Source organism: Erwinia plantamica, assembly GCF_043420595.1.
GTDB classification, from domain to species: domain Bacteria; phylum Pseudomonadota; class Gammaproteobacteria; order Enterobacterales; family Enterobacteriaceae; genus Erwinia; species Erwinia aeris.
The window spans coordinates 46,674-72,283 of the sequence record NZ_JBGCUC010000008.1; the positions used below are offsets into that span (position 1 = coordinate 46,674).

General features: G+C 54.4%; 27 protein-coding genes and 1 pseudogene. 15 read left to right on the forward strand and 13 right to left on the reverse strand.

Features of this window, described 5'->3' with window-relative positions; translation table 11 throughout:
• Positions 1–168: 168 nt before the first annotated feature.
• Entirely contained in the window at positions 169–927 is a 759-nt protein-coding gene (locus AB3U87_RS10255) for an SDR family NAD(P)-dependent oxidoreductase (protein ID WP_370734823.1), read from the reverse strand.
• Positions 928–1,309: 382 nt separating this feature from the next.
• Between AB3U87_RS10255 and cspE the strand changes: the two genes are divergently transcribed.
• A complete protein-coding gene (cspE, locus tag AB3U87_RS10260; RefSeq protein WP_125290184.1) occupies positions 1,310–1,522 on the forward strand; it encodes a transcription antiterminator/RNA stability regulator CspE in 213 nt (70 codons plus the stop codon).
• 120 nt (positions 1,523–1,642) lie between these two features.
• On the opposite strand, the gene AB3U87_RS10265 is transcribed toward cspE, so the two are convergent.
• From AB3U87_RS10265 to gstA, 7 genes and pseudogenes are all read right to left on the reverse strand, one after another.
• On the reverse strand, positions 1,643–2,032 hold the full coding sequence (locus tag AB3U87_RS10265) for a hypothetical protein (RefSeq protein ID WP_253456165.1): 390 nt from the start codon (positions 2,030–2,032) through the stop codon (positions 1,643–1,645).
• A 68-nt stretch (positions 2,033–2,100) separates the two neighbouring features.
• Positions 2,101–2,634: a hypothetical protein gene (locus tag AB3U87_RS10270; protein WP_301252103.1), complete on the reverse strand. Its 534-nt coding sequence runs from the start codon at positions 2,632–2,634 to the stop codon at positions 2,101–2,103.
• Between the two features lie 238 nt (positions 2,635–2,872).
• Positions 2,873–3,280, reverse strand: a pseudogene (locus AB3U87_RS10275) (class I SAM-dependent methyltransferase); the annotation flags it as partial.
• Between the two features lie 53 nt (positions 3,281–3,333).
• Positions 3,334–3,714, reverse strand: a complete 381-nt coding sequence (locus tag AB3U87_RS10280) for a DUF4440 domain-containing protein (RefSeq protein ID WP_394148921.1) — start codon at positions 3,712–3,714, stop codon at positions 3,334–3,336.
• A 33-nt stretch (positions 3,715–3,747) separates the two neighbouring features.
• A complete protein-coding gene (locus AB3U87_RS10285; protein ID WP_253456158.1) occupies positions 3,748–4,215 on the reverse strand; it encodes an OsmC family protein in 468 nt (155 codons plus the stop codon).
• A gap of 79 nt (positions 4,216–4,294) precedes the next feature.
• Positions 4,295–5,212: a pyridoxal-phosphate dependent enzyme gene (locus AB3U87_RS10290; RefSeq protein ID WP_301730350.1), complete on the reverse strand. Its 918-nt coding sequence runs from the start codon at positions 5,210–5,212 to the stop codon at positions 4,295–4,297.
• A gap of 203 nt (positions 5,213–5,415) precedes the next feature.
• Entirely contained in the window at positions 5,416–6,018 is a 603-nt protein-coding gene (gene gstA / locus AB3U87_RS10295; RefSeq protein ID WP_253456153.1) for a glutathione transferase GstA, read from the reverse strand.
• Positions 6,019–6,377: 359 nt separating this feature from the next.
• Between gstA and AB3U87_RS10300 the strand changes: the two genes are divergently transcribed.
• The 5 genes from AB3U87_RS10300 to AB3U87_RS10320 are packed head-to-tail and all read left to right on the forward strand — an operon-like array spanning position 6,378 to position 11,731.
• A complete protein-coding gene (locus AB3U87_RS10300) occupies positions 6,378–6,785 on the forward strand; it encodes an ExbD/TolR family protein (protein WP_253456150.1) in 408 nt (135 codons plus the stop codon).
• Position 6,786: 1 nt separating this feature from the next.
• On the forward strand, positions 6,787–7,554 hold the full coding sequence (locus tag AB3U87_RS10305) for an energy transducer TonB family protein (RefSeq protein WP_394148922.1): 768 nt from the start codon (positions 6,787–6,789) through the stop codon (positions 7,552–7,554).
• A 28-nt stretch (positions 7,555–7,582) separates the two neighbouring features.
• Positions 7,583–9,826 carry a TonB-dependent receptor family protein gene (locus AB3U87_RS10310; protein ID WP_394148923.1) on the forward strand — a complete coding sequence of 748 codons (2,244 nt, stop codon included), beginning with the start codon at positions 7,583–7,585 and terminating at the stop codon, positions 9,824–9,826.
• Between the two features lie 17 nt (positions 9,827–9,843).
• A complete protein-coding gene (locus AB3U87_RS10315) occupies positions 9,844–10,476 on the forward strand; it encodes a MotA/TolQ/ExbB proton channel family protein (protein WP_253456141.1) in 633 nt (210 codons plus the stop codon).
• Complete coding sequence (locus tag AB3U87_RS10320; RefSeq protein WP_394148924.1) at positions 10,469–11,731, forward strand: phospholipase D-like domain-containing protein; 1,263 nt, start codon at positions 10,469–10,471, stop codon at positions 11,729–11,731. The genes AB3U87_RS10315 and AB3U87_RS10320 overlap by 8 nt, the downstream gene beginning before the upstream one ends.
• Before the next feature lie 112 nt (positions 11,732–11,843).
• Here the strand turns inward: AB3U87_RS10320 and AB3U87_RS10325 are convergent, their stop codons facing one another.
• Positions 11,844–12,032, reverse strand: a complete 189-nt coding sequence (locus tag AB3U87_RS10325; RefSeq protein ID WP_394148925.1) for a hypothetical protein — start codon at positions 12,030–12,032, stop codon at positions 11,844–11,846.
• Between the two features lie 372 nt (positions 12,033–12,404).
• On the opposite strand from AB3U87_RS10325, the gene AB3U87_RS10330 reads away from it, so the two are divergent.
• Entirely contained in the window at positions 12,405–12,836 is a 432-nt protein-coding gene (locus AB3U87_RS10330) for a DUF3828 domain-containing protein (RefSeq protein WP_253456131.1), read from the forward strand.
• A gap of 44 nt (positions 12,837–12,880) precedes the next feature.
• On the opposite strand, the gene AB3U87_RS10335 is transcribed toward AB3U87_RS10330, so the two are convergent.
• The gene (locus tag AB3U87_RS10335) at positions 12,881–13,816 is read right to left on the reverse strand and encodes a VirK/YbjX family protein (RefSeq protein WP_253456127.1); all 936 of its coding nucleotides are present in this window, start codon (positions 13,814–13,816) and stop codon (positions 12,881–12,883) included.
• Positions 13,817–14,050: 234 nt separating this feature from the next.
• Between AB3U87_RS10335 and AB3U87_RS10340 the strand changes: the two genes are divergently transcribed.
• Both AB3U87_RS10340 and AB3U87_RS10345 read left to right on the forward strand, forming a co-directional pair.
• On the forward strand, positions 14,051–14,875 hold the full coding sequence (locus AB3U87_RS10340) for an AraC family transcriptional regulator (protein WP_394148926.1): 825 nt from the start codon (positions 14,051–14,053) through the stop codon (positions 14,873–14,875).
• A gap of 77 nt (positions 14,876–14,952) precedes the next feature.
• Entirely contained in the window at positions 14,953–15,912 is a 960-nt protein-coding gene (locus tag AB3U87_RS10345; RefSeq protein ID WP_301252114.1) for a DMT family transporter, read from the forward strand.
• A gap of 880 nt (positions 15,913–16,792) precedes the next feature.
• Here the strand turns inward: AB3U87_RS10345 and AB3U87_RS10350 are convergent.
• Positions 16,793–17,188 (reverse strand): transposase, encoded by a 396-nt coding sequence (locus tag AB3U87_RS10350; protein WP_125290204.1) that lies wholly within the window; start codon positions 17,186–17,188, stop codon positions 16,793–16,795.
• 540 nt (positions 17,189–17,728) lie between these two features.
• On the opposite strand from AB3U87_RS10350, the gene AB3U87_RS10355 reads away from it, so the two are divergent.
• From AB3U87_RS10355 to AB3U87_RS10365, 3 genes are all read left to right on the forward strand, one after another.
• Positions 17,729–18,985, forward strand: coding sequence for an MATE family efflux transporter (locus AB3U87_RS10355; protein WP_301252115.1), 1,257 nt, complete (start codon positions 17,729–17,731; stop codon positions 18,983–18,985).
• A gap of 113 nt (positions 18,986–19,098) precedes the next feature.
• Positions 19,099–19,944 (forward strand): ATP-grasp fold amidoligase family protein, encoded by an 846-nt coding sequence (locus AB3U87_RS10360; protein WP_367317863.1) that lies wholly within the window; start codon positions 19,099–19,101, stop codon positions 19,942–19,944.
• A gap of 341 nt (positions 19,945–20,285) precedes the next feature.
• Complete coding sequence (locus AB3U87_RS10365; RefSeq protein ID WP_253456112.1) at positions 20,286–21,239, forward strand: ATP-grasp fold amidoligase family protein; 954 nt, start codon at positions 20,286–20,288, stop codon at positions 21,237–21,239.
• 38 nt (positions 21,240–21,277) lie between these two features.
• On the opposite strand, the gene AB3U87_RS10370 is transcribed toward AB3U87_RS10365, so the two are convergent.
• Positions 21,278–21,559, reverse strand: a complete 282-nt coding sequence (locus AB3U87_RS10370) for a YjcB family protein (RefSeq protein WP_125290208.1) — start codon at positions 21,557–21,559, stop codon at positions 21,278–21,280.
• A gap of 806 nt (positions 21,560–22,365) precedes the next feature.
• On the opposite strand from AB3U87_RS10370, the gene dgcN reads away from it, so the two are divergent.
• Positions 22,366–23,670 (forward strand): diguanylate cyclase DgcN/YfiN, encoded by a 1,305-nt coding sequence (dgcN, locus tag AB3U87_RS10375; protein ID WP_253456109.1) that lies wholly within the window; start codon positions 22,366–22,368, stop codon positions 23,668–23,670.
• On the opposite strand, the gene soxS is transcribed toward dgcN, so the two are convergent.
• Positions 23,667–24,056: a superoxide response transcriptional regulator SoxS gene (gene soxS, locus AB3U87_RS10380; RefSeq protein ID WP_125290210.1), complete on the reverse strand. Its 390-nt coding sequence runs from the start codon at positions 24,054–24,056 to the stop codon at positions 23,667–23,669. The two genes, dgcN and soxS, sit on opposite strands and share 4 nt — an antisense overlap.
• Positions 24,057–24,166: 110 nt before the next feature.
• Here soxS and soxR point away from each other — a divergent pair, with 110 nt between their 5' ends.
• Positions 24,167–24,631: a redox-sensitive transcriptional activator SoxR gene (gene soxR, locus AB3U87_RS10385; protein WP_301730344.1), complete on the forward strand. Its 465-nt coding sequence runs from the start codon at positions 24,167–24,169 to the stop codon at positions 24,629–24,631.
• A gap of 45 nt (positions 24,632–24,676) precedes the next feature.
• Positions 24,677–25,339, forward strand: a complete 663-nt coding sequence (locus AB3U87_RS10390) for a glutathione S-transferase family protein (protein WP_301252118.1) — start codon at positions 24,677–24,679, stop codon at positions 25,337–25,339.
• The last annotated feature ends 271 nt before the right edge of the window (positions 25,340–25,610 follow it).

The window sequence follows — 25,610 nt, forward strand, 5'->3', positions numbered from 1 at the left end:
CCACCTGCTTGTGAAGAGGGAGGGGTAGCCGCGCCTGTTTATCGGTGGCCGCCTGCCTGAGAGGGAGGAGTAGCCGCGCCTGTTTATCGATGGCCGCCTGCCTGAGAAAGACGAGTAGCCGAACCTCGACTGCCTGCGACGGCTTCTGAAGCCGCGACGCTGACCAGGTCAGGCGAGCCGGATACCCGCGTCGATCATAAACTGCGCGCCGGTGCAGCCTCGCGCCTCATCGGAGGCCACAAACAGCGCCATTGCGGCCACGTCGCGACCCTGAAGCACTATCTTCAGCGCCTGCGCGGCCTGAATTTCCGCCTGCGCTTCCGGCGTGCGCCACAGCGCCTGCTGTCTGGGCGTGGCGATTGCGCCGGGTACCAGACAGTTGACCCGGATACCGTACTGGCCCAGCTCACGCGCCAGCGTCTGGGTCAGCCCGATAACGGCGGCTTTGGCCGTGGTGTAACCGACCATCCCGGGGCGGCCTCTCATAAACGAGGTTGAGCTGGTCAGTAGAATATTCCCCGATCCCTGTCGGCGCATAATCTCCGCCGCCGCCTGGCTGGCGAAAAACTGGTGATCCAGATTCACCGCCAGCCGATCGCGCCAGTATGCCGGCTCCACGCTAAAGAAATCGTGGCGATCGTCATTGGCGGCATTATTGATCAGCACGTCCAGCGCACCTTCCTGGCTGGCGATATCGTTAATAATCGCCCGACACGCCGCGCCGTCACGCAAATCGCAGTAGTGAAAAGTTGTGCCGAGCCGCTTTGCCAGCGCTTCGCCGCTGCGATCGATATCCAGAAAATGCACCTTGCCCTGCTGCTGAGCGAAAGCCGCAACCAGATCCGCGCCGATCCCGCTTGCGCCGCCGGTGATAATGATGGTCTTATTTTGTAGGCTGCTATAGCGAGTGTAAGTTTCGTTTAACATTAAACGCGTCTCCGGAGGCGGATTTGAGTTAAGTGCATGAAAACAGACGAAAGCGCCCGCGTCTTTTTTGCCGCAGCGGGCCAGCGCAATAGCGTAAAATCATAGCGTATTGGCGCTGGCTGGTTTCTAAACCGGTGGCCAAAAAACCCGGCGCGAATAAAATATAAAAAATAAACGTTGCTTAACTGAGTCAGGCATGACTTAATAGCGTCATCGGTTTGGAATACAGACCTTATGAAAGCAGTTTTAGTAAAGCAGTCCTCAGCGCAAGCGTTATCCAACGATATCCTTCCTCCTGATCTTCTTCTAAGTGCCCAATAAGTTATGCTCTGGAAACAGGCCTTCACGCCAATTTAAGTGGCTCAAAATTAAGGAAGTATCGATGTCTGGTAAAATGACTGGTTTAGTAAAATGGTTTAACGCGGATAAAGGTTTCGGCTTCATTTCTCCGCAGGACGGCAGCAAAGACGTATTTGTACATTTCTCTGCAATCCAGGGTAATGACTACAAAACGCTGGACGAAGGCCAGAAGGTAGAATTCACCATCGAAAATGGTGCTAAAGGCCCTTCAGCTGCAAACGTCGTCGCACTGTAAATATTATTACCACACTTACGATAGCGATGAAGGCAGCAGCCTGAGCAGTTAAGTGGAAAATAATAACAGTGACAAAAAACCCGCCTCGTGCGGGTTTTTTTACGTCTGTGGAAAAGAAAGTCACCGTCCGGAGGAGAGTTCAGTTCCCGAATAATCGAACATTCCCGTACGGCAGTCCAGAATGACGTAAGCTTCATCACTGCCTTTGCTGCCGCTGACCTGGAGCTTGCCGAACCACATCTTGTTCCCGAAAGTCGGGGCGGTATTAAAACTCAGGCTGTCCAGGCCGATAGCCGCTTTCCGCTCATTTTCTCCAGCCGAACGCAGCCACGACCGAATATATTCCTCGCGGACCTCTTCCGGCGTAAAGCGCGGACAGGCCTGCTGAAAAGCCTCATCGGCAGGCGCAACGCGTGAGTAAATCATCAGCGCCGCCAGGCAGGCCAGCGTCAGCACGCCGCCCAATAAAAGCGTAATAAAGTAAGAAAGGGGCTTCCAGAACCTGCGCATCGTACCTCCCTGTAAAGTCACCTCACGACACGCTACCGGAAAAGCATAACGTGCAACAAGACGGGCGTTTAGTCAGTCCAGCCTAAGCTTTCTACAATGGCCCGACGGTAAGCGGTGTCGATCTGCGTCGGCACCCGGCAGATATAATCTTTAGCATGTTCCCGCGTCTCGCCCGTCAGGCTGTCCAGATAGGCCAGCGCCGCCTCTAAAGAAGGCGTACGGCTTTCAATCTTATCGCAGCACGGCGGCAGAGCCGTCCAGATCACCGCATCAATATGCCGGTCGTGCGCCCATTCAGCCAGCGCGCCTGCTGGCCTGTCGGTCACTATCAGCGAGCCGATGCCGTCGCTACGCTGTGCCGGAATGGCCTCGCGGGCTTTCAACAGTTCACACGCCGTCGCGAGGTCATCAACCGTCAGCCATGCCCACAGCGCAGGAACGGGATCGGCGTTGATACAGATAGCCGTCGCCAGCTCGCCGCCGTCGCTGATGCGGGAAAATTCTATCGGCACAGGCGGCCCATCTTTATGCCATTCGCCCTCGACCGGCAGCACGCCGGATTTCCAGATAAGCGATCCCCAACCCAAACAGGCAATTCTCATTCTATTTTTCCTCGAAGACAGCGTCCGATAACTATGGCCTGATTACCCCAGGCCCGCCAGAGCGATGCGGCGAAAGATGAAAACCGTGGCTGAATGAGCCTGCCACGGTTATAAAAAGCGCAAAAGCTGACCGGCACGCGGCGTTTGTAAGGCCGCAGCGTAATGCGTTTTGGCGGGCAGATGAAAAAATGCCGCTCAAACGCATCAGCAAGCTGAGGATAAACAAAGCAGAACAGGGCTATTGTGCCTGAAACATCAGGGTATCGGTGCTAAAGGATCCGTCCGGCTGGAGGGCATAATGGCGCTTCACGCTGGCGGATGCTTTTTCCTGCAGCAAAAGGATCGCCTGCGTCAGCGTCTGCGGCGTTTGCATTCTTTCGATCCACGAAGCGAACGCCAGATCCAGACGATCCATCATCAGCCGGTTAACGATCATCCCGCTTTTGTTCGCCATCTTCAGCCAGTCACCCTGCGAGTAATTGCGTACGTGAGAAGGATCGCGCAGCATCTCCACCGTTTGCAGCCAGACATCCAGTACCGGCTGACCGGGCGAGGCGGTATCCATCATGATAAATTTACCGCCCGGCTTCAGGACGCGGTTTACCTCGCGCAGCGCCTGGCCGACGTCGTGCCAGTGATGCGCGGAATTTATGCTGCTCCCGGACGCGGACTGCCAAAGCGCGAGCTAAGGCGCGCTGGTTACGCGCCCTGCCAGGTTTCGTGCAGGGAAACCCACTGTGGATGGCCGTCGATCAGCCGGAACACCGCCGTTGACCAGCGCGCGGTGGCGGCTGCGTCTGGCCGGGTCTGCCGTTCAAGATAGCGTACTACCGCGCCGCCGGGCCAGCTTTCCACCAGCGTCAGTTCCTCAAGCACGATAGCCAGCCCCGGCCTGCCGCCGCGCTGCGCCAGAAAAAAGTCGCTCACGCTGGCCATATCCATGCAGCGACCGGTAGGAGGGATCATCACAAAGTCCGCGCTGAAGCGATTTAAAAGCGCCTGTATGTCGCCGCTACCCTGACCAAGCCAGTTTTCAATCGCCACGTGGGCAGCGATAACTTCCGTAAAATAAGGGTTCATGACTTCTCCGGTTGGGTTAACGTCGTTTTTCACTCAGGCGTGTTTGATAGTCGGCTCGCAAAGTACCGGAAAGTTCAGCGAGTTGGCGATAAAACACTGCTCATGCGCTTTTTCGTGCAGCGCTGCCGCCAGGGTAATATCGTCACCCGCGCGTAGCGTGATTTGCGGCTTCAGGACAATTCGGGTAAAACGGCCGCGCCTGGCTTCCAGCATGGTGCCTTCCGCCCTGTCGCAGTAGCTCTGCACGCTGATGCCCGCCTCGGCGCACAGGTGCAGATACCAAAGTTTATGGCAGGCGGAAGCGGAAGCCAGCAGCATCTCTTCGGGATTCCAGCGGCTGGCGTCGCCCAAAAAAGCGGGATCGGCGGAGCCGGCTATCTCTGCTTTAGCGTCGGCTACCACCTTAAACTGGCGGTCGTAGGCCTTGTAATTTTCGGTGCCCTGGCCTTTGTTGCCGGTCCACTCCACGGTCACCTGATAGTCATGCTCGCGATCTGCCATAGTGCTTCTTCTGTCCTGTTATTAACAAAATCAGAAGATTAGCGTTTTCTGCCCGCATTACCAGACGCATTTACAGCCTTTAGCGCTTTTCGGACAGATGCCACAGCTGTTCCGCCGTAACGGTAGCGCCGCCGCAGACAATCACCAGCGGTTTCCGGAACGCCGCCAGCAGCGGATGGCTATCGTAAATAACCGCCAGGCTTGCGCCGCAGGCTGGCTCGGTCAGCACGCGATGATCGTTCAGGAAGCGGCTGCACGCGGCGATAGCCTGGCTGTCGGTAACCAGCGCGCTGTGGATCGGATGCGTAGCGGCGCAGCGTAGAGACTGCTCGCTGACGCGCTTTGCACCCAGCGAACCGGCCACGCTGTTAATAGCGGCCAGCTCCACGGTATGACCGGCCTGCAGAGCCGCATGAAAGGAGGCTGCGCCTTCGGTTTCCACCGCTATCACGGGGACATCGTGCCAGCCGTTGCGCTGCAACCCTTCCACCACGCCGTTCAGCAGGCCGCCGCCGCCAACAGACAGGATCACCACGTCAGGTTTACAGCCGTCAGCGGCCACTTCATCGATCATTGTGGCATGGCCCTGCCACAGCAGCGGATCGTCAAACGGGTGCAGAAAAGCATCCTTGCTGCCTGAGAGCGACTGAGCGTAGTGGTTGGCTTCCTGCCAGGACGCGCCGTGTACGATAACCTCTGCGTTCTCCTGACGCAGCAGCTCGACGGCGCGTGCGGAAGTGGTTTCAGGCACGACGACGATAACGGGTACGCCCAGCTGGCGACCGGCCCAGGCGACCGCCATGCCCGCATTGCCGCCGGAAGAAGAGACAAAGCGTTCGGCACCCTGGTGTAAATAGTGCTGGCAGGCCAGCCCGATACCGCGGATTTTAAAAGAGCCGGGCGGCTGAAACGCCTCCATTTTTAGCCAGACGTCACGTCCGGCCAGCAGGCTGAGCGCACGTGACGGGATAAGCGGCGTTGCTTGGTGTAGGTGCATATTTATTCCTGAAGGCTAACGAAGATGGGCAGCGGCAGATACGGCCCGGACTTCTGTTTCTACATCCAGATTGAAGGCCAGCTTGCTGCCTGCGACCGAACGGGCCGGGAAACCTGCGTAGCGCTGTCCGCCCGGCCTTTTGCCGTACGCAAAAGGCCGGATGAACGCGGGTTGCGCAGGTTAACCTCGCTCCGCGCAGCTATTCAGATCAGGCCTTCCGCCTTCAGCGCGGCCTGCACGGCGGGCCGTTCCGCGACGTTGGCAAGGTAACGCTGCACCGCAGGCCAGTCGTCCAGGCTAAATCCAACCACTTTGCTCCAGCCGAGCACGGTAAACAAATAGGCGTCGGCAATAGTGAAGCGGTCGCCGGTCAGCGTGGTTTTACCGTCGATTTCATTTTCCAGCCAGTTCAGTCGGCGCGTCAGCTGCGCGACCACCGCATCTTTCCACTCGCCTTTTACCGCCGGGTTAAACAGCGCCGCCAGCGTCTTATGCAGCTCGGCAGAAATAAAGCTCATCCACTCCAGCACGGCGTAGCGCGCTTCGCCCTGCGCAGGCAGCAGGCCGCTTTCAGGGTTTAAATCCGCCAGGTATTGTGAAATCACCGCGCCTTCAGTCATCACCCTACCGTTGTCCAGGGCCAGCGCGGGCACATAGCCTTTACTGTTGATGGCCCGAAAATCTTTGCCGCTGCGGGTGGTTTTGGTTTTTAAATCTACCGCCTCCAGCTCGTGCGCCAGGCCAGTTTCGTGCAGGACGATATGCGGGGCCAGCGAGCAGGCGCCGGGAGAGTAATAGAGTTTCATATTCTTCCTTAAATGGTAATGAATGGCCTGATGACGTTACTCCCGCCAGAGAGTGATAACAAGCCTTTCGGCTTTGGCAAAGCGCTAAGTTTTACGCGCGCCTTTTTCATTAATAACTTCATTATCAATAGGTTAATTATTACGCTTGCACTGCGTTCACGTATTTAAGCCTGTATTCTGAGTGATAATTATTTTCGATTTCAGATGCCCCTCGCAAAACCCCCCGTTCACCCGTTTTTAATTTCCTTCCGTCACTAATATGTAAGTTAATCGTAATGATCCACCGTTTTATCTTAAAAGTGTAACTAAAAATAAACATTCCGCTTCTATATTGGCCTTCCAAAAAGAGGGGGAGCCTGATGCGTAGCTGGAATGAACCTGTCAAAAATAAAGCCCATATTGAACTGATCCCGATGATTGACGTGATGATGTTCCTGCTGGTGTTTTTTGTTCTGATCAGCCTGAACGTTATTCCTTCCCAGGGAATGAAAACCCAGCTGCCGGGCGCGGCCAGCGCGCAGCAGTTAAAACCGCAGCAGCATGCCATCGTTACGCTGGGCACGGATAACCGTCTGGAGCTGGACGGACAGCCGGTGACGCCAGAAACGCTCGTTAACCGGCTGAAAGCGCAGCAGGAAGACGGCCAGAAAACGGCGATCGTGCTTAACAGCGATAAAAGCGTGCCCGTCGAGCGGCTGATTGCCGTAATGGACAGCCTGCGGCAGGGCGGCTTTACCGCTATTTCTATCGCAACACGGAAACTATGACATGTACGCCGTCTATCGTTTTCGCCATGCTTTTAGCTGGCTGCCCGTGCTGATGGCGGCTGGCTGGGTGCTGATGAACCAGCACGCCACGCTGAAAATTGAACCGCGCTACGACGAATCAACCATGGAACTGGCGCTGGTGGAACCCCCATCGGCTGAAACGCCGCCGGTTGAGACACCGCCGGTTGAGACACCGCCGGTTGAGACACCGCCGGTTGAAACGCCTTCCGAACCACCAGCGGAACCCGAGCCTCAGCCCGTAGTGGAAACGCCGCCGGAACCTACGCTCTCCTCGCCTGAACCCGTTGCGCCGCCGCCGAAGCCCAAACCGAAGCCAAAGCCAAAACCGAAAAAGGCGATCGAGCCAGCCAGTACTTCGGTTAAACCTACCGCCGTTGCAAGGCCGATACCCGCCGCGTCGCCGGTCGCCACGCCCAAACCCGTCGCGCCGCGCGTCAACAGCGGCGCCATCGAAAACGGTTGGATCGCAGAGCTACGTCACGATCTGGAGGCACAAAAACGCTATCCCACCGGCCGTCAGGCCTCGCTGGAACGCCCGGAAGGCAGCGTGGAAATCTGGCTGGAAGTCGATCGCAGCGGTCGCGTACTGGCTTCCGGCATCAGCAGTAAAGCTCGCAATATGCTGCTTAATCGCGCCGCGCTGGGCAGCTTACAAAATATCAGGCAGGTCAAGCCGTTCCCGGCCGACGCCTTCGCCGGACAAAACAGCAGGCGCTTTACCGCCACGCTGAATTATCGGGCGCCGTGAACGCCCAACATCAAAACAGGAAATAATAATGAGCATTTTTATACGTTCCGGGGTGTGCCTTGCGGTGATGTCGGCCTTATCAATGGCGGCACAGGCAGCAGAGAGTACCGATGTCGGTGCCATTAATGTTCAGGGCGAGACGCTGGGCGGCGGCATGATGGTGCAGGAAGAGTCGGCGAAAGCACGTTCTACCATTACTAAAGAGGCGATGCAGAAGCAGGCGGATATGGCGGGAAACGCGCTGGATCGACTGAAATATACGCCCGGCCTGAACGTTAACAGCAACGACGCCAGCGGTTTGAGCGGCGTTGATTACACCATGCGCGGCATGAACTCCGATCAGATTGGCCTGTCGATCGACGGCATTCCAATTAACGACTCCGGCAACTACGCGGTTTACCCTAATCTGGTGGGCGACGCGGAAAATATCGAAGAGGTGTTTGTGACGCAGGGCTCGTCCGAGGCAGACGGCCCCCATATTGGATCGAGCGGCGGCAATATCGGTCTGGTGACCAAAAGACCCGCAAAAGATTTCGGCGGCTTTGTGAAGCAGACGCTGGGCAGTAACAATCTGAGTAAAACATTCGCCCGTCTGGAAACCGGCGAATATAACGGCTTCAGTAACTGGCTCTCTTATTCGCATACCGAAGCGAAAAAATGGCGCGGCGAAGGACGCTTATATTCCAATAAATTTGAGATGAACTCGCTCTTCGAGGCGGAAAATGGCAACAGCAGCAACCTGATTATGAAGTATAACCGTCAGGAAAACGCCAATTACAACACGTTAAGCAAGGCGCAGTTTGAACAGGACGGACGCTACGCCAACGATTATCCCGCTACGCCGCAGTACAATAGCCGTGGTCAGCTGTCGAGATACTACAAGCTGAACCGTAACCCGTTCGAGAATTTCACCCTCAGCTTTACGCAGAAACTCCAGCTGCAGGATAACCTGTCGCTGACGTTGCAGCCTTACTATTACTGGGGCAACGGCGGCAGCTTTACCGGCCAGAGCGCCAGCACGCTGGGGCCAACGTCCGATCAGGCGGGCCAGTACGATCTCAGCAATCTGACCAGCAATACTTATTACCGCCCGTCGTGGACACAAACCTGGCGGCCCGGCATCACGACTAAACTGAAGTGGGATATCAACGAGCAGCACAGTCTGGATCTGGGCTACTGGTATGAACGCGCTCGCCAGCTACAAACGCAGCCTTATGTGGCGATCAAGAGCGACGGTAATCCAGCTGATCTGTGGGGCGATCCGAACGGTGCCGGACAGGTAAAGGATGCCAACGGCAACACCGTGCAGGGCCGCAACCAGTATACCATCACGCCCGCGCAAAAAATCTGGCTACAGGATAGCTGGTTCGTCACGCCCGACTGGACGCTGGTCGGCGGTCTGGCCTGGCAGCACGTCGATCGTCGCGGCGAAAACAAAGGCAGCCTGGAAAACGCGGCGGAGCATCGCCACGCCACCTATCATAAGTTCCTGCCGAACTTCAGCGCCAGCTATCGGCTCGATCAGCAGAATCAGGTGTTTTACAACCTGACGCGCAATATGCGTACGCCGCAAAACTACGTGCTCTATAACGTCGGCGATTCGATTAATACTAAACCGGAGCTGAGCTGGAACCATGAGCTGGGCTGGCGCTTTCAGCAAGACGATATGCTGCTCAGCGCCACGCTGTTCTATTTGCGCTATACCGACCGTCAGATTTCCACCACCAACCCGGATGGCGACTACGAGATGATGAACGTCGGCAAGGTGGAAAACCGGGGGCTGGAGGTCGAGTGGAGCGGCAAGCTGCCCTATAACTTCAACTACTACACGTCTTACACCTATACCGACTCCGAGCAGAAAGATAACGTCACGCGGGAAGATATCTCTCTGCCGACCAGCGGCAAGCAGCTGCCCAACTCGCCCAAAAATCTGTTGAACCTGACGCTGGGCTACGATGATGGCCGCTACTACAGCAGCGTCAGCGGAAAATACGTCGGCGCGTTTTACGGCGATATGACCAACGATGAAAAAGTGGGCGGCAGAACGGTGTTCGATCTGGCGGCAGGCGTTTATTTGCCAGTGGATAAAAAGATCGTCAAAAGCGCCGCGCTGCGGTTCGGCATCCTCAACCTGCTCGATAAGGAATACCTGACGTCGGCGCGCACTACGGTATTTAACGCCGATGCGCGTAACGGTCTTAGCGCCGCCACGCCTTATTACAATGTTGGCGTAGAGCGTACCTACAGCGTTTCGCTGGAAGCCACTTTTTAACCGAAAGAGAGAAGAAGATGAATGCAACCCTGATGCACGATGCAATCTTTTATGTCATGTACTTCTCGCTGGCGGCAGCGCTGGTGATTATTATTGAACGATCTATCTGGTTTGCGTGGACGCGGCGGCAGGCCAGCCAGCTGGCGGCGGTACTGACGACGGAAACGCACGCGCTGCCGGAAAGCGTAACCCGACGCAGCAGCGTGCCGCTGCGCGCAGTGCAGCCCGTACTGGCACGTAAAGCGCAGGCTTCCGCCGAGGCGCTCAGCGACGAGGTCGACGCGCAGTATCTGCTGAGCAAAGCGGCCATGACGCGCGGCCTGTGGCTGCTGGAAACGGTGGTGACCGCCGCGCCGCTGCTGGGGCTGCTGGGCACGGTAATGGGAATTATCGACACGTTTAAAGCGCTGGCGGCGGCAGGCGTGTCGGACGCCAGCCAGGTTTCCGCCGGGATGGGCACCGCGCTGTACGCCACCGGATTAGGCATCGCTATCGCGCTGGTTTGCCTGGTTAGCAATAACTTTTTGCAGAACCGTATGGAGCGCATTAATGAATTACTTAAGGTGCTGCTGTTGCGGGCGGCTACGCCCGTACAGCGGGCCGGGCCTGTTGCCGGGCCGCAGGACAATGGCGTGCGCCGCTATGCGTGATCTTGCGCAGCGGTGCAAACGGCTGCTGTGCGGCGGGCTGCTGCTGTTCAGCCCGCTCGGTGAGGCAAAGTTCGCTATCGCGGGTTATGAACTGGTTTATGATGCGCCCGTCGAAACCACCCTGACGGCATCAGATTTGCGCAGCAGTGCCGTGGTGTGGCAAGAGATGTTCGCCAGCGCCCGTACGCAGATCGATATTGCACAATTCTATGTGGCCAACGAGCCGGGTTCGCGATTGGATAAGGTGATCCAGACGCTGCGGCAGGCTGGCGAACGCGGCGTAAAAATTCGTTTTTTAATGGATCAAAAGGGGCTGAAGCTCAGCACGCCGGAAACGCTGGCGCAGCTGAAAGCCATTCCGGGACTGACCTTGCGCATTATGCCTTTCGCCCGCCTGGCTGGCGGTATTATTCATGCAAAATACCTGCTGGTGGATGGTAAGCAGAGCTTTGTCGGCAGCCAGAATTTCGACTGGCGGGCGCTGGAGCATATCCAGGAAACCGGTCTGCTGATTAACGACGCACCTGTTGTAGCGCAAATTGCCGCCATCTTTAATCACGACTGGGCCGCGCAGCCGTTGCTGGAGGCGGGCGAAAAGGTGCCCGAAACCGGTAAGGGTGCTTTGCCTGCCGATCTTCGCGCCGGCCGTTATCTGGTCGCCAGCCCGCGCGCCTGGAATCCGGCAGGTATTCCTGATTCGCAGCTGGTGCTGCCGCAGCTGCTTGCTTCCGCCAGAAAGCGTATTCGGGTGCAGGTAATGGAATATGCGCCGCTGTCGTTTGGCGAAAATCGCACTCGCCCCTTTTATGCCGTTATCGACAATGCGTTGCGCGCAGCAGCGGCGCGCGGCGTACAGGTCGAGCTGATGGTCGCCAACTGGAATACCAAACAGCCCGATATCGCCTGGCTGAAAAGTCTGGCGCTGGTGCCGGGCGTAACGATAAAAATCGTGACGATACCGGAGGCGAGCAGCGGTTTTATTCCCTACGCCCGCGTCGTGCACAGTAAGATCATGACCATCGACGGCGAACTGGCCTGGACAGGCACCAGTAACTGGAGCGGCGGCTACTTTGATAATTCACGCAACCTGGAGCTGGTGCTGAATGACGCCGTCATGGCGGCGCGGCTGGATGCGCTTTATGAGCAGCTGTGGCAGAGCCGCTATGCCGCGCCGTTACGCATTGATGCCGACTATCCTGCGCCCGATCCCGGCGGTCTGCTGCGGGAAAATGCGCCGCGCCGGGACGCGCCATAGCGCTAAGCATGAAACACCAGGAGAGGGCGGTATAAAGCATCAGCAGCACCCGCTGCCGCCAGAAACCGGCCCGGCTTGTAAAGGATAACCTGGCTCCAGCGGGCAGGCCGCGTCACAGCCAGGCAAAACCCCTGGCTATCAGCAAAGCCAGCCCCAGAGTTGTGGTCACAATTGCGCCGAACAGCAGGCGAAAATCCATGCGCGCCTCTTTTTTAAACTCACGGATGTCGCTTTTGATTTCCTGAATAGCTTCCTGCATATGCCCGACATCGGTTTCCGGCCTGGTGACTCGTCTTTCCATCTGTTTGCTCTCCATTGCGGTCTGAACGGCAAAGCTGACGCTTACGATAATTAAGACAGGAGTTGCGGCAGCGCGATAATCTTATAACCACATAAAAAAAGCGGACACTGTTTTCTGACGGCGCAGCGGAAAAACATTGAGGACTTCGGCATGGCTCGCATTTGTCGTCCGGATTTGCAGGCTGTTGCAGTTATCAGGCCGCTGCGGCGCCTGCTGCCCTGGCTAAAGTCATGGCCCGTTGGCTACGGCGCGACACGGTATAAACATTTACCAAAAATAATGCGGAAACGGGTTCATTCAGGGCGATGAAAAGGTAAATTAACCGGCAGCGTGGAGCCGCCACGTAAAAGCGTAACGGGCAGAGATTTGTTGATGAAAAAATGGATACTGGCGCTGGGCATAGCGCTACTGGCGTCGCAGGCCGGCGCGGCGGAACAGGATCCGCAAAAGGTAAGCCAGGATTTTTACAGCTGGTATCTTAACGCGTTGAGCAAGGATGAAAGCCCGATCGACGAGCACGATCCGGTGTTAAATCAGTATGTCACGCCGCAGCTGCTGCAAAAGATCAACGTGCTGATCAAAAGCCCTGACGGCATGGACGACGATTTCTTTTTGCAGGATCAGGATTACAGCGACAGCTGGGTGGATCACGTCAGCGTAAGCCGGTTTACCGTCAACGGCGAAACCGCCTCCGGCGACGTGGCGCTGGGCAAGGATCCAGAGGATCGTCAGCTGCTGCTGGTCACGATGCGCAAAGATCGCGACGGCTGGAAAATTGATGATGTGGTAAAGGAAAGCCGCTAAGGTGAACCGCACGCGGGCCGGTACGGTCACCTGTGGCACGCGGCTCAGCGGATATGCGCGGTGAACTGCCCGGCCAGGGCGTCCAGCAGCTCGTAGCGTTTCCGATACTCCGACCGTTTCTTGCTGCTTATCTCCTCCAGCGGCTTGCGTGCAAACGTCGTCGGCAAGCGACAGAGTTTTGACGACAGCGGCACAGCGTTAAGCGTCTGCCAGAATTCGTCATAGCTGGCATGAAACAAACTCTTCTTTTTCAGGCGATAGCGCCAGCTGCGGAAAATATGGCCGGTGTCGCTGACGGCCTGGATCTGCGAAATCCCCGTTGCCTTACAGAACAGCGCCAGGGTTTCCATCAGCAGGCGTTTCGGAAATAAACCATAGCAGGCCTTGGTCGCCGAACGGATCAGCTCGTGCGGCGTATCGCGATGCGCGCCCTGAATACCGCCGACGATCGCTACCTTTTCACCTTGCTGCTCGGTTACGGCAAAGGTCACTATCGCCAGCTTGATCCCGTCCTGGCTGAAAAACAGATTGACCTCGCCTTCTCTTTCACAGCGTCCGGTACAGGCCATGGTAATGGAAAAGCTTTCGCCACCTTTGCCTGCAAAACGCAGCAGCTCCGCCCCTTGTTGGCTGAGCAGCGCCTGACGAAAGACAGAGTAAGGCAGGTCTCTGGCGAATCGGTAGTGTGCGATAATCGCCCCGGCCCGATCCGCCACCGGCATGCCGCCATAGAGATAGGGGCGATGGATCTTGCTCGGCAGCGTATGCTGGACGGCCAGTATTTCACGCATCACCGGCTCATGAATAATCGCATCGGTCAGTTTCAGGGTCTGCCGCGGACAGGCGAGCGAGCGGAACAAATACTTGAGGCGATATTCCCGGTCATACCACAGCTTGCCCGGTTTCAGCCTGCCCGTAACCAGCGACAGAAAAAGGGTCAGGCTGCTCTCCTGACCTGACGTAAGTGTGATATCGGACATCTTCGGCGTTCCAGTGGAAAAAACTCAGTTGAACACCGGCAACCTCAACATTGAGTAAATGACGATTTACAAGTTAAGAGCATTGCTTGTTGGTTGAATGAATGTTTAATTTATTAATCACTTATGCCAAATCAATTGCAGGAAACAGACAAATTAAGGATGACGTTCGCTGCTAACGTTATACTTTTGTATTAAGCAGAAGAGGGTTCCTCGCTCAATTTTCCGGAGGCTGGCTTGCAGGGTGTTCCCGCGCAGTTTAATGATGAAAAAGATCGCGCCCGCTTTTGCCAGCTTGATGGCCTGACGGGCGTAGAGCTTTATCAGGCGCATATTTCGCGCTACGCCTTTGAGCCGCACACGCATGAGGCGTTCGGCATCGGCACGATAGACGCAGGCGCGGAGCGTTTTCGCTATCGCGGCGCTGTGCATACGGCACCCGCGCAATCGCTGGTGTTAATGAATCCGGACGAGCTGCATACAGGCGAATCGGCCAGCGAAGAAGGGTGGCAGTATCGTATGCTCTATCTCGATCCGGCGCGGCTGGCCGCCATAACGGGCGAGCAGGGCTGGTGGTTTACCGAGGCGGTGTGCTTCGATCCGCCTCGAGCGGCCCAGCTTTCCGCGCTGTTGGCTATGCTCTGGCAGGTGCGGGATCCGCTGGCGAGAGACGGCATTTTACTGACAGCGATCGACCTTTTGCGTCCCTGCGCCCGGATTGGCGATAAGATGGCAGCCGCGCCCAAGCACCGCTTCGACCTCATAAAAGAGTATTTACGCGACAACCTTGCTGACAATATCACCCTGAACGAGCTGGCCGCGCTGGCCTCGCTCAGTCCCTGGCATTTTCAACGACAGTTCAAGGCGCAGTATCACGTTACGCCGCATCAGATGCTGATGGCGTTTCGCCTGTGGCGCGCAAAAGAGCTGCTGGCCTCGGGCCGCCCGGCCGCTGACGTCGCGCTGGCGGTAGGCCTGACCGATCAGGCTCATCTGACCCGCAGCTTCGCTAACCGCTACGGCACTACCCCGGTGCGCTATCAGAAGCAGATAAGAGGCTAAGCGCAATCTGCTACAATCTTTTCCCCTGACGGCGCGTCAGAATAGCGTTTTCGCTTTAATTAACGGGATCGCTGTTTATGTTTGCTGGTGTCTTTTTTGCCCTGAGCGCGGGACTGATGTGGGGACTTATTTTTGTGGTGCCTCTGCTGGTGCCGGATTACCCGGGCGCGCTACAGTCGGTAGGCCGCTATGTGGCTTTCGGCCTGATTGCTCTGCCGCTGGCGTGGCAGGATCGACGCCGGTTGCGTCAGCTGTCGCGCGGCGACTGGAAAGAAGCACTCAAACTGGCGCTGATCGGTAACCTTCTTTATTACACCTTTTTAGCCAGTGCTATTCAGCGTACCGGCGCACCCGTTTCCAGTATGATTATCGGCACGTTGCCGGTAGTTATTTCCGTCAGCGCTAACCTGTTTTATGGGCACCATGAAGGGCGGCTGCCGTGGCGAAAGCTGGTGCCGGTACTGCTGCTGATCGCGCTGGGATTAGGCTGCGTCAACGTTGCGGAATGGCAGGATAGCGCTCAGCATGGCGATCTGCCACGTTATCTGAGCGGCATAGGGCTGGCGGTAATGGCGATGATTTGCTGGACATGGTATCCGCTACGCAACGCTCGCTGGTTACGCGCGCATCCGCAGAAAAGCGCGACGACCTGGGCGACGGCGCAAGGCATAGCCACGCTGCCGCTGGCACTGGTGGGCTATTTGCTGGTGAGCATTCAGCTGCACGTTACCCGTCCCGACTTTTCGCTGCCTTTTGGCCCCCATCCCGCTCTTTTTATCGCCTTAATGATCGCGCTGGGCCTGTTCTGCTCCTGGCTGGGCGCTTTGTGTTGGAACGAAGCCAGCCAGCGTTTACCCACCGTATTGGTTGGCCCGCTGATTGTTTTTGAAACGCTGGCGGCATTGGCCTACACCTTTTTATTAAGGCAGGGCTGGCCTTCAGCAGTAACGGTCTGCGGCATTCTGGCCCTGATAGCGGGCGTAGTGCTGGCGACACGTATCCAACCTGAACCGGTTAAGAAATCCGTCTTTTCTTAAGAGACTGGCCGAAAAAGGCACAGCCTTTGGCAAACTATTTTGATTAAGGTAAAAAAAAGAGCGCTTTTCGTGCTCTTTTTTTATTGCCGCTGGCTGTAATTTCCGGAAGTTTTTAGCTCTATGTGTGATTTTTATCACGTTTTTTTTCCGATGCGGTGAGGAAAAAAAGCGGCTTCCATCAAAGACCGCTATGACACAGGGACCGATTGTTCCGCTATAAGAATAATCGCTAATCGGATTTGGTTATTTTCAAACACAGTCAATTCTTACTACACATTCAATATTGCTTGTTTTTTGAGACTGTTTTAGCAGCAATAAACCATTTTTAACTCAAATTTTAATGAACAGAAACGGAAGAAAGGACGATGCCCGGCAGATGGATACATTAATAAATCACAGGAAAAGATTAACTCTGCACATCAATGTCGGTCGTAAAGGTCAGGAATGTTAAGGTCTGTTGCATTATCATTGGTCTTGAAAGCAGGGTAGCGAAACGGAGGAGGCCGGAGTGGCGGGGTTTTCACGCGAAAGGACGCATGGTGAACGGCAGAGAACAGTGAGAACTGTAAACCATTCGTAAACTGATAAGCATTATCATTACTGAAGTAGATGCCGGGTTTTCGGGTCGATCTGTAAGAAGGTTTTATGTCAGAATTGGCGCATTTATCGTTGACCAAAAAGATAAATGCGCTCTTAACTGTATGAAAGTAAAATAATTTTTCTGGTGACGATCAATTGTGGTAGCCTGGTGAGGCGGGTTTATAGGAATAAACTCATCACCGAATCAGGTCGCCATAAAAAGGAACGGTACTTTTTAATTAAAGATCGGAATATTTTAATTTGGTCCTGAACAGTAAAAAAATTGCGCACTGCGTCGCAATTATTGATTCTCACAGTTGTAAGGATAATGATAAACGCTGCGGCTAATATCCAGCAAGCGGCAGCTCCGGCGCGTGCCGATATCAAAAGTATCCTGAAGAAAATTAACCGCCTGACGCTTATCATTGGTAGTAAAGAAGTTTTTCAATACGCTCTGCAGCATTTCTTTATCTGAAGAGAGCATCTGGAGTTCGCGTTCCATACTGTGTACGCGCTCTTCTAACTCCTTGATTTTTCTTCCTTCTTCCGAGAATAGCCCGGCGTATTTCTTTTTCCAGCTGTAGAATGTGGCCTCAGAAATCCCCAGTTCTTCACAAATCTCCTTAACCTTTACGCCGCATTCAGATGCTTTAATGGCACTGGTGATTTGCTCTTCTGTATATCGTGACTTTCTCATGGATGCTATTACCTTTCTTAACTATAAAGTGATGAGAATGGCTGCACTAAAGAATGGATCTAATTTATCCATTAATCAGGACAGCGACGTTAAGTGCGCGATTTGAATTGCAGGCTTTAAGTTAAGGGATTATGAATAAATATCATCATGGGATTTCTCCTATTTTATTTGCAAAGCACCTGGTTAGCTTTCGATAAAGCGCTTTTTGTTATAAATTCGATTCATGCCAGCAGCAAGGCCAGTTAGTAATTCAGAATGATCCAGCAGGCGGAAGAAAAAAACTGTGCCAGGATATTCTCCAGCGTTGTTCGTGCTGAGGTGGGTTGCTAACCAGTATCAAGTCCAGGAAGAATCAGACGGTTCGTTAAAAAAACGATCTGATAAAATAAAATCTTTTAAATAAGAGCGGTGCGCTATCGCCCGTAAAATAATATTCCGGACGCTTATTTTGCCAGGCCCAGGCCAGGTTTATTTTCTCTGTGATAGACAAGGATGTACTGACTTTCGTTATAAGTTATTAGTTCTACGAAGGAAGCTTCAATGAAACACAGTGTCGTTACGAACGCTGCCTGGATGATGTCAGAGAAGGTGGTTTCGGTTTTTGGTGTAATTTTTGTTACATCCTATGTTGCAAAATCTTTTGGGCCATCTGTTTTTGGGCAAATCGCATTTTCTGCATCCATTTTTTCCATTGTTCAAACCGTAGCGATTTTTGGTACGGAAACCATCCTGTTTAAAAGCATCAGCAAAAGCGCGGCGAAAGGCCTGCGGCTGATGGCCGTGGCAAAACAGCTGCGTATGGCATTGTTATTATTACTTTCTTTGCCGGTGCTGGCGTGGGTCTGGCTGGAGATGCGTGAAAATTTTTTGATTTTTGCCGTGGCGTCGTTTCTGTCGGCTATTTTCGTGACCCAGGATATTTTTAGCGTTTATAACAATGCGCGACTGGAATCGCGGATGAACACGGTTGCGAACGCAACGGGAATGATTATCAGTTTCGCCATTAGCTTTGCTATTGCGTGGTTCAAGCTTAATCCGCTACTGCTGTCCTTCTCGATTGTTGCGGTGACGCTGGTGCCGTACCTGATTAAGCGGACGATGTTTTATCAAAAAAACACCATCAGCCCGCCAACCAGGCGCAAGCACCGCAGCTATCTGCGCTATCTGTTCCATGCGGGACTGCCGCTGGCGATCTCCAGCGTGTTTATTTCTGTTCAGGTGAAGCTGGCGCAGTTTTTCCTGGTCGGCGTGGGATCGGCACACGAGCTTGGGCTGTTTACCGCTGCGAATACGATTTCTGCCTCATGGATATTTATCCCGGTGGCGATTATCACCTCCAGCTTCTCGGAAATTTTCCGCGAGCGGGCGGATGTAGCTTTGAGACTGGCCGCCAGGCTTAACGGCTACGTTATGGCCGTTTCACTGTTTATGCTGCTGATTGTTGCGCTGTTCGGCGAAAAAATTGTCAGCCTGCTTTACGGTCATGACTATCAGCAATCAGGCGATCTGGTCACGTTGCTTTCTCTGGCGACCTGCTTTTCAGCAATGGGTACCGTAGCCTATCGCTACATGGTGAAAGAGGGCGGTTTTAATTATCTGCTGGTAAAAATTATTTTACTGGTGGCGGTCAGCGTAGTAACCAACTGGTTTTTCATTCGTTTTTGGGGCTTGACGGGTGCCGCGTGGAGCGTGCTGGTCACGGAACTGTTATCCCTGACGCTGATGAATTATTTCTTTAAGAATGGGGTCATTCTTAAGATGCAGCTTTCCTCACTCAACTACAAAACCTATAGGTGAGTAAGAAAATGGTAGACGCAAAAAAACAACTTAAAAAGGCCGCCCTGAATTGCATCCGAATTATGCCGTGGTCTTGCCAGGACAGATTATATTATTTTCATCGGTTTAAACGGATGCCGCATATTCGTCATCCTGATTCTTTTAATGAAAAGGTACTGTTTCGCAAGTTTATTAAAGGCGATTACGATTGTTACGCCGCGTTATCAGATAAGATCCTGGTGCGGGATTATATTTCCCACAAGATTGGTGAGGAATACCTGATCCCTTTGTTACACACCACGGATAATCCTGAGACGCTGTTTGAGCTGGAAACGCTAAAAGATACGGTCATTAAGCCAAACCACGGTTCAGGGATGGTTAAAGTCTTTGTAGAAGAACCTGATTTTGTCGAAAAACATCAGCTTATTGAACGTTGTGGCGAGTGGCTGACAAAAGATTATTCGCACGAAGCGCGTGAAATCCATTACCGCTATATCAAACCGCAGATCATGGTTGAGCAGCGGGTAGGAGACGGTAAGTCTACGGCGATTGATTACAAGTTTCATATGTTTAACAAGCAGGACGGCCACTTTGAGTATGTGCTGCAGGTGGTGTTTAACCGTAGCGATAATCAACCGCTGTCGATGCTGTTCTATGTCAATAATCTTGATAGCTGCTTCTACCGCCGCTTTGATACTGCCGGACTGGATATCAGCCACAACCGGGCCGCGCTGGAGAAGGCGCTGGCGCTGAGCAAAAAGCTGGCCAGCGATTTCGATTACGTACGGGTTGACTGGTATATCAGCCAGGGCGACGTCTACTTTGGCGAGCTGACCTTTACACCAGGCGCAGGCCTGATGCCGGTGCTGAAGCACGGGCTGGACGAAATGATGGGCAAGATGTGGCTGCAGGATGGTCAATCAGCCACCCAGGCGGAGCGGCAGGAAAGCGCGCCGTCGACGGCGCAGAAGAAACAGTAATAAAACCCAGGACGGCCGCAGGCCGCTCTGTTCAGTAAAAATGGAGTTGTCGTCCCGCGAAGGGCACTACCGCAAGCAGGAATCTGCTCAGCGCGTCCTTAACGGGCTTTTCGTCAGTCAGTTTTCTCTCTTCTGACGCCAGAGGCATGAATCTGGTGTTGCCTTGCAGGAAGCAGAGACCGTGCGCAGGAAAACTGCATAAACGGGTAAAGCAGCTGACGGATTTTTTATGTCTGCCGGGAAAAATGAGACGCGGGTGTCGCGATTTCGGATGGCGAGAAAACGCTATTTTGAAGAAATTTTTCCTCAAACAATTATAAAGCCTGCAAATGAGGTCGAAAATGCTAAAACTCAAAGCAGAAATAAGAAAAGGTTTCCTGTTCCTTTTCAAAAAAATGCCCTGGTCCTACCAGGACAGAATTTATTATCTGCATAAATTTAAAAAATTACCCAACATACACCAGCCGAAACTGTTTAATGAGAAAGTTCTGTACCGCAAATTCGTCACCGGCGACTACCTGCGTTATGGCATGCTGTCCGATAAGCTGTTGGTTCGTGACTATATTTCTCAGACCATTGGGGATGAATATTTAATCCCACTGCTGCATGAAACAGCCGATCCTGTCACGCTGCTGGGGCTTAGCTCGCTGAAGAACACCGTGGTGAAGCCCAATCACGGGTCAGGCATGGTGGAGATTTTGCTGGAAGAGCCGGACTGTTTGCAGAAACAGCTGCTGATCAAGCGCTGCGAAGAGTGGCTGAGCCGGGATTTCTCGCACGAAGCGCGTGAGATTCACTATCGCTATATCAAGCCGCGCATTCTGGTTGAGCAATACGTCGGCGACGGTAAATTTGCCGCCGTTGACTACAAGTTTCACATGTTTAACAAGAAAGACGGTACTTTCGAGTACGTTTTGCAGATTATCTATAATCGCTGCGGCAATGCGCCGCTGTCGATGAACTTCTACGTTAACACGTTGAAATCTTGCTTCTATAAGATCCGTGATACGGGGCTGGATATCAGCGGCGACCTGGAAACGCTGGAAAAAGCGCTGGCGCTGAGCAAAAAGCTGGCCAGCGACTTCGATTACGTGCGCGTTGACTGGTATATCAGCGAAGGGCAAATCTACTTCGGCGAGCTGACCTTCACGCCGGGCGCAGGCATGGTAACCGGTCTGGATCAGGGGCTGGATAAGATGATGGGCGACATGTGGCTACAGGAACGTAAGCCAAAAACGCTGAAGGCGATTGGCGGCGAAGCGGCGGCGATGGCCGGGACGCTGAAGAAAGTATAAAGACGAAAGCCGCATGATCTTCATGCGGCTTTACGCTTTTATGGCAGAGGATAATCGGCTGGCGTATGGCTCATGACATCGACAAACACGTCTTTGGTGATATGCCAGAAGTTAAGCAGGTTATCCATGCTCAGCGTGATACCTAACAGGCCGGTGACGAACCAACACGACATGCCTATGCCAACGCCGGTAAAAATGAAGGCCATGCCGTTGCGGCTGGACTGACGACATTTTACGTTAAAGGTGCTGGCGAGAAACATCATGACTGCACTAACCAGTTCCCATCTCATCAGCACCAGGCTAGCGGTTAAGGTACCCATATCTCTGAAACTCCGCGTCAATCAGGCCTGGCAATAGAAAAAGCGTCATCTGTCCGGACGAAAAGGCCAGGATTGCTTTTCATCGGGGCGGATACAGGGAGTAAGTGTGATGACGGTCACATTATAGCATTGCGTCAGGCGAGTTTTGAACACTTTTAAGACCGCTTATGGGCGTTTTTTGATCGCGCACAATAATCACATTTATTTCCCGTAAGTTAGCGGTGATATTGCGCGGCGGGCGTTAAATAGCGCCTGAAAAAGTTAATATCTTTTTAAATTACGTTCAAACTCAGGTTATTTTTGAGACAAGGAATGAGAGTAATTTACATCATTTCGCCCACCGTTCCGAAATTGCCTTAGCGCTTTTAACTTATTTCTCCGCGCCGTTATTTTTATCTGTTCGCTGAATTATGCCAAATTATCTGGCAATAGTCGGCTCCTTTGGGATGAATCTGACCTGTTAAAAGTTGTATGGGATGAAGAGGAGTTGTAGGATTTTTGAAAACTAATTTTTGCCATTTTATTTCCTGCATAAGCTATCAGCGGTAAACGCGCACAGGATGGCAATAGCAGGAATTTTACGTCAGATAACCGGAGCCTGCCTGTTTGCCTGTGGCTGTTCAGGGTCGAAAAGCCATTTTTTGCCCGCAAACAACATTCCCCTCGCGTGCAGCTTGCTCTTTACCTCAGATCGGGGCAGCAGCCTGGTCCCGGCAGCGTTACTGCTACGGGCGGTCGCCAACGCAAGCCCCCAATGCAGAAGCGCTGCATGAGCGGAGATCCGTTCGGTTGGCGTGGGAGGAATCATGGATCATGACCGTCCCGCGGGAAACATTACCGCGCAACCGGCAGCTAAGCCGCTGCCTACGCTACGCAAGTCGCTACGGCGTATTCATTTAACTATTATTCTTGTCTCGCTAACGTTCAGCGGCATTTCGCTCTCGCTGCTTTCGGTGCTGGCTTTGCGTAACTACGCCGAAAACAATTCCGAGCTGCTGGCGACGACCATCAGCTACAGCGCCGGGCAGGCGGTAGCGACAGGTGACGGCGCAGCGGCGCGCGCTATCCTCCAGGCTATCGGCGCGAAAACACAGTTTGGTCAGGCTCGGATCCTCGATGCGGATCGCCGTTTGCTGGCAAGCTGGGCTGCAAACGATAATCGCGACAAGAGCGCCTTCAGCGAGCTGGTATCGCGCTGGTTATTTCCCAAACCGGTGCAGATCCCCGTCCTGCGCGGCGGTAAAGAAATTGGCACCATCTGGCTGACCGGCGATGGATGTCGGGTAATGCATTATCTTTATCAGGCGCTGACATGGTTGGGATGCAGCATGTTGCTCTCCGCGCTGCTGGCCTTTTATCTGTCGCGCCGAATGCATTCAGGCATCGTCAGCGCGCTGTCAAACATCGCCTGCGTGGCGCATGAAGTACGCAGGCGACGAGCCTTTTCATTGCGCGTGCCTTCTTCTTCTATTGCCGAATTAAACAAGCTGAGCGGCGACTTTAACAGCCTGCTGGACGAGCTGGCCGACTGGCAGCGCCATCTGCAAAGCGAGAATGCCACGCTGGCCCATCAGGTGCGGCACGATGCGTTAACCGGCCTGCCAAACCGCACGGCTTTTGAGCAGGAGCTGCACAAACAGCTGGACAATCCTTTGACCGCCGCGCGGGTGGCGGTGCTGTTTATCGACGGCGACCGTTTTAAAGAGGTAAACGATCGCTACGGCCATGCTGCTGGCGACAGGGTTCTGACCATTACCGCACAGCGCCTGCGCGCACGCTTGCGCAAAGGCGATTTGGTGGCGCGGCTAGGCGGGGATGAGTTTGCGGTACTGCTGTTAGCGATTGACAGCGGCGAGCAGGCAGGCTGCGTTGCGCAAAGCGTCATTGAGGCGATGCGTGAACCCATAAGGCTGGACGACGGCACGATCCTTACCCAGTCGCTGAGTATCGGCATCGCGCTGGCGAAAAATCATCATACCGGCGAGGCGACCATCGCCCAGGCCGATGCGGCGATGTACCACATCAAAGCGCTGGGCGGCGGCTGGTATTTTTCGCCCGCGCTCTGGAGCAGGCGGCAGGCGTCGGCGGCGCTGGAGTGCGAAAGCGTTTAGCCGTTGGTGCTGACCGCTGACGGGAATTCAGAGCAGTCAAAATAGAGCGGACGCTTTTGCTGACGGCGCATGGTGTTGCGCCAGGCCGTCGGCGTCTGGGAAAACTGGCGGCGAAAAACGCGCGAGAAAGTCTGCTGCGAGTCATAGCCATACTGCATGGCGATATCAAACACCGGACGCTGCGTCTGGCGCAGCTCTTTCGCGGCCAGCGTCAGGCGACGCTCACGAATATAGTTGCCCAGCGTCTGTTTGGTCACGGCGCGGAACATGCGCTGCAGGTGCCATTTCGAATAGCCGGATCGCGCCGCAACGTCATCGATAGAAAGCGTTTTGTCCAGATTGCTGTCAATCCAGTCGGTAAGCGCGTGAATAATCTCATCATGCATACTGGTCTTCTCCCTGGGGCTGGCGGCCGATCGCTATGGCGAAAAAGAGGGGTTCGCCTTCTTAAGGGCTGGAGTATAATTCCTCAAGTTAACTTGAGGTAAAGCGCAAAATGAAAAAAAATCCCGTACTGAACAAGCGCGAACTGACGCCCGGCGACGTGGCCGCACGCTGCGGCGTCGCCGTCTCGACGCTGCATTTTTATGAAAGCAAAGGCCTGATCGTCAGCTTTCGCAACGGCGGCAACCAGCGCCGCTATCATCGCGATGTCCTGCGCCGGGTGGCGGTCATTAAAATCGCCCAGCGGATCGGCATCCCGCTGGCGACCATCGGCGAGCACCTGGTGCAGTTTCCGCCGGGCAAGCGGCTGTCGCCTAAAGAGTGGGCGCTGCTGACCCGTAAATGGCGCGAGGAGCTGGACAGCCGCATTGATACGCTGATCCGACTGCGCGACGATCTGGATGGCTGTATCGGCTGCGGCTGTTTATCGATGGAGGACTGTCCGCTGCGCAACCCGGATGACCGCCTGAGCGAGCGCGGCACGGGCGCAATCCTGCTGGAGCCTGAACGTAAATAAGGCCGTCTATACTGATAGCACTTCGTTTACGCACAAGGAAAGGTCATGATCACCGTTCACCACCTGAACAACTCCCGTTCGCAGCGTATTCTCTGGCTGTTGGAAGAGCTGGAAACGCCTTATCAAATCAAACTGTACCAGCGCGAAAAAACGATGCTGGCGCCCGATTCGCTGAAAAAAGTGCATCCTCTCGGCAAATCGCCGGTGATCACCGATGGAAATCGGGTGATTGCAGAGTCCGGCGCAATCCTGGAATACCTGGCGGAGCACTATGACGCAGAAAATCGTCTGAAACTCACCACGGAAGATGAGCGTATCGAGTCTCGTTACTGGCTGCACTATGCGGAAGGTTCACTGATGCCGCTGTTGGTGATGAAGCTGATTTTCAGCCGAATGGGCGAGGCGCCGGTGCCGTGGCTGCTGCGGCCGGTGGGCCGCGCCTTTGGCAAGGGTGTGCAGAAGGCGTTCCTGGATAAGCAGCTCGCCACCCATCGCGAATTTATCGAGCAACACCTTGCGGGCAACGAATGGTTTGCGGGGTCGCGCTTCAGCATTGCCGACGTGCAGATGAGCTTTCCGCTTCAGGCGCTCAGCGCGCGCGGCGGCGCAGGCGACTCCCCTGCCATTCAGGGCTGGCTGAAGAAAGTCCAAAGCCGTGCGGCCTGGCAGCGGGCGCTGCAAAAAGGCGGTGCGCTCACTCTTGAATGAATCATCGCGCGGCGGCCCCTGACGTTTCATCGCGCCCGCGACCATAAGAAAGTGCTATGACCGCGCTTGTCGGCGAGCCAGCTAAAGTCTGCTCAGGCAGGCGCGGACGTAAAAGAGACGAAAATCTGCCGCCTTCCCGGCATCAGCAGTTGAAAAGGCGGCCTTAAAGGCAGGATAATCGTTTGCCTTTATAAAAAGGGCATTATGCCTGTCGGGTTAAACGTTTGCTTTTTTCCGATCGCGGCTTCTTTACGAAGTTTTGGCGATCTGC